Origin of the sequence: Limnohabitans sp., assembly GCF_031539175.1 — a bacterium.
Lineage (GTDB): Bacteria > Pseudomonadota > Gammaproteobacteria > Burkholderiales > Burkholderiaceae_C > Limnohabitans.
In genome coordinates this window covers 1-4,094 of the sequence record NZ_JAVKLQ010000026.1, presented here as the reverse complement: position 1 = coordinate 4,094, position 4,094 = coordinate 1, and the positions used below count along the sequence as shown (strand labels likewise).

The following is a 4,094-nucleotide window of genomic DNA, read 5'->3' as shown; positions in this document are numbered from 1 at the left end:
ATGATGGACTGGACAGATCGCCACTGCCGTTACTTCCATCGCCTGCTCAGCCACCACACCTTGCTCTACACCGAGATGGTCACCACCGGCGCGCTGCGTCATGGCGACACGCAACGTCATTTGCGCTTCAATGCTGAAGAGCATCCCGTGGCTTTGCAGTTAGGCGGCAGTGATGCCGCTGACTTGGCGCACGGTGCCAAGTTGGGTGAGCAGTGGGGTTACAACGAGATCAACCTGAACTGCGGTTGCCCGTCAGACCGTGTGCAGCGTGGCGCGTTTGGTGCGTGTTTGATGAACGAGCCTCACACCGTGGCCGATAGCGTGAAAGCCATGCTGGATGTGGTGAGTGTGCCTGTGACGGTGAAGCACCGCATTGGTTTAGACCGCATTGAAAGCTACGACTTTGTGCGCGATTTCGTGGGCACAGTCAGCGAGGCCGGTTGCCAAGTGTTCACTGTGCACGCACGTAACGCGTGGCTCGATGGTTTGAGTCCCAAAGAAAACCGCGAAGTGCCACCGTTGCGCTACGAGCTGGCTTACCAGCTCAAAAAAGACTTTCCGAGCTTGGTGATTTCGGTCAACGGCGGCATCACCACCAACGCGCAAATGGCTGAGCACTTGCAGCATGTGGATGGCGTCATGCTGGGCCGCGAAGCCTATTACAACCCTTGGCTGCTCACCACGTGGGACGCGGCGTTTTACAACGATGCCCACGCCATTCCAACCCGCGAAGCGGTGGAAGAGATGATGGTGGCCTACATGGAGCGTGCGTTCAAAGAAGACGGCTGCCCTTGGTATCCGATTGCACGCCACATGTTGGGCCTCTACCACGGCGAACGTGGTTCGCGTTTGTGGCGCCAGGTGTGGAGCAACCACAAACTCAAGCCTTTGCCACCGCGTGAGGTGTGGCAAATCGCCCGCGAGGCACTGGCCCGAGGCGCAGCGGTGCCGCCGGAGCGCCAAGAGATGCAGGGCGATGCCACAGACGCGCAGGTGCCCCATGCCGACTGAGGCTTTGCGTGCCCAAAGTCGCAGCAAATTAGCGTTAGTGTTGATCTGGTTCACACCTGTGTTGTGGACTGTGAATTTGATTTCTGCCCGATTGGCCCCAGGCGTGGTGTCGCCCCATGTGCTGGCGCTGGGGCGTTGGTTCTTGGCCGGCCTCATCCTGACGTGGCTGGCGCGTGCCGAGTTGTGGCGCATGCGAGGCGAGGTGCGTGCGGCTTGGCGTCAATCGGTGGTGTTGGGCGCTTGCGGCATGTGGATTTGCGGGGCCTGGGTTTACATGGCCGGTGAGAGCACGGGTGCCATGAACATTTCGCTGATTTATGCCTCGTCGCCCGTGTTGATCGCTGTGGGCTCCGTACTTTGGCTGGGCGAGCATTTTTCGAAGCGCCAATTGGTGGGCGTGGTGGTGGCCATGTCAGGCGTGGTTCATGTGGTGGTGCGGGGCGATTGGGCACATTTGTCAAAGGTCAACTTGGTGCCCGGTGATTTGTGGATCGTGGCGGCCTCGATGGCTTGGGCCGCTTATGCCTTGCTGCAAAAGAAATGGCACAGCCCTTTGGGCTCCACGGCTCGATTGGCCACCATTTGCATGGGCGGCGTGGCGGTCTTGTTGCCGTTTGCGCTGTATGAGTTGGCTTCGCCCAGTACGCCCGTCTTGGGCTGGCACGCCTTGGGGCTCATCGTGGTCACCGCCCTGGTGCCAGGCTTGGCGGCGTATTGGATTTACGGCTGGACCCAAAAAATCTTGGGTGCTAGCCGTGTTGCCGTCACGCTGTACTTGGGGCCTTTGTACTCAGGCATTGCCGCTTGGCTGGTACTGGGCGAGCCCTTGGGTTGGCACCATGTGGCGGGTGGCGCTTTGATTTTGTCTGGCGTGGCTTTGGTGATGGCCGCGAAACGATCCGCTTGAACTTTGCGAGCGACGTGAAACGAGGGGACCCCGCCGCTCAGGCGTACAAGCTTTAAAAGCTGAACGTTTCCACTTCGCGTCGGTTGTTGTCGGCAATTTTGGCCAGCTCAATGGCGGTTGCCGTCAGTTCTTCGGATGCGTTGGCGTTGCCGGCGGCGATCTGGCTCAAGTTCGCGATGTTGACATCGATCTCCTGCAGGGCGCTGCTTTGTTCCTCCACGGCGGCTGAGATGCGTTGCAGCATGCCGTCTGTTTGGCCAGCCCCTGCTTCGATGCGGTCCATGTCTTCGTTCACGCCTGCCACCGTTTCAACGGCACGCTGGGCTTCGGTGGAGGCTTGCTTCACCAGCATCGCAATTTCTTTGGTGCTTTCTGCGCTGCTGACCGCGAGTTTGCCCACTTCATCGGCCACCACGGCAAAGCCTTTGCCTTGCTCGCCCGCGCGGGCCGCTTCGATGGCGGCATTCAAGCTCAAGAGGTTGGTGCGATAGGCAATGCTTTCAATCACCTCGGAGATCTTGTTGATCTTTTGTGAGTTCGCTGCGATGTTGTTGACCACCTCGGCCATTTGCAACATTTTCTCTTTGCCGCTGCGCACCAAGGCCACAGATTCTCGCGATTGGTAACTGGCCGATTCGGTACTGCTCGACACATCTGCAATCGACTGGGCACTCATGCCAAGTGCGGTGGAGACTTGTCGGATGGCCGTGGTTTGCGTGTCGGCACCTGCTGAGATTTGCTCGACCGCTTGGCTGGTTTGGTTCGCTTGAGTCGCCAGCAGACGGGTGTTGGTGTTGATCTCTTTCAGGGCGCGACCCAGCGCATCCAGCGATTGGTTGATGTTGTGTTTGAGTTGCTCTAAGTCGCCACGGCCTTGGGCTTGCACGCGGCGAGTCAAGTCACCCTGAGAGACGTGGGACATGACTTGACCAATGTCGCCCATCATGGCTTGCAGGGCGTCAGCGGCTTGTTTGGCTCGGTCTAAGGTGACTTTGAAATCGCCCTGAACTTGCGCTTGAACTTCCACGTTGAAGTTGCCGTTGTAGAGCGATTGCATCACCTCATTCAGTGCAGCCATGGTCACTTTGACGCTTTGGGCGCTGGTGTTTACCGCCGTTTTCATGGCTGCCAAATCACCGCGAAGTTCGGTTTGAATGCGGGTGTCAAAGTTGCCCGCAGCGATGGCGGCCACCACTTGGTTGACTTCTCGGATGGCGCGCTGCTGAGCGTCCAGCATTTGGTTGAAGGCTTGGGCGGTGAGGCCGACTTCGTCGCGGTTGATTTGCGTCATGCGTTTGCTGAAATCGGAGGTTTTCTCCACATCGCTCAACAAGTTTTGCAATTCGCCCAGTGGGCGTGTGATGGAGCGGGTGGTCGCCCACGCCACAACCGCAGCCACGATCACAGCAATCACAGCAATCATCAGCATGAAGGTTTTGCCGAGCACTGCGGCTTGAGCGGCTTCCGTCGCGAAGTTGTCAATGGCTTCTTTTTGGGTTTGGGCCAAGGCTTCCACACTCTCTAAGTAGTGTGTTTGAGGCGTCAGCATTTCATTCACCAAATATTTGCGGCCTTCGTCGATGCGGTTCGCTTGGATGAGACCGATCAACTCAAGTTCATGTGCTTTGAACACCTCTCGCGCTTGGGTGAGTTTGGCCAACGCCGCTTTACCTTCTGGGGTGTGAATGGTGGCATTCAGTTGTGTCAGTGCCATGGCGATGAGGGGGGCCGAGGTTTCGATCTTCTCGAGCTCTGTGGCAACGACTTTGGGATCTGTGGCGATCAAGGCCGTGCGGATGGCGCGTGACTGGCGGTTGACTTCGTTTTCAATGACCTGCGCTAAGTTGACTTTGGGCAAACGGTCGTGGGCGATCAAATCCGTGTCTGTTGCAACTTGGCTCAGTTGCTTGATCCCGATCACTGCCAAGATGATCAACAGTGAGACCAAAGCGGCAAACGCGAGACCAAGTCGCGTGCCAATGCGCAAATTCTGGAGGTTCAACATTTTCAAAGGGCGCAACCGTCTTTTTTGCGCTTTTGGCGGATTCAAGGACGAAGTGCAACACGCTTTAACGAGGCATGGAATACCTCGTGAGGTGTCTTGAATCCTAGTCGCTTTCTGGGGCGATGATTCAATCGGTTTTCAATCATAGTCAATTCCTCATCCGTCACGGTT

The 4,094-nt window shown here is 57.4% G+C and carries 3 protein-coding genes and 1 pseudogene; 2 read left to right on the top strand and 2 right to left on the bottom strand.

All coding sequences use genetic code 11. From position 1 onward, the window contains the following. Together dusA and RMS95_RS04755 are read left to right on the top strand one after the other, a co-directional pair. The coding region (dusA, locus tag RMS95_RS04760) for a tRNA dihydrouridine(20/20a) synthase DusA (RefSeq protein WP_310644050.1) at positions 1-1,011 on the top strand (1,011 nt) is incomplete at its 5' end. Beyond that, entirely contained in the window at positions 1,001-1,918 is a 918-nt protein-coding gene (locus RMS95_RS04755; protein WP_310644048.1) for a DMT family transporter, read from the top strand. The genes dusA and RMS95_RS04755, both read left to right, overlap by 11 nt. A 52-nt stretch (positions 1,919-1,970) precedes the next feature. Here RMS95_RS04755 and RMS95_RS04750 read toward each other — a convergent pair whose 3' ends face one another. Together RMS95_RS04750 and RMS95_RS04745 are read right to left on the bottom strand one after the other, a co-directional pair. Then, the gene (locus RMS95_RS04750) at positions 1,971-3,923 is read right to left on the bottom strand and encodes a methyl-accepting chemotaxis protein (RefSeq protein WP_310644046.1); all 1,953 of its coding nucleotides are present in this window, start codon (positions 3,921-3,923) and stop codon (positions 1,971-1,973) included. Positions 3,924-3,964: 41 nt separating this feature from the next. Then, positions 3,965-4,094, bottom strand: a pseudogene (locus tag RMS95_RS04745) (IS30 family transposase); the annotation flags it as partial.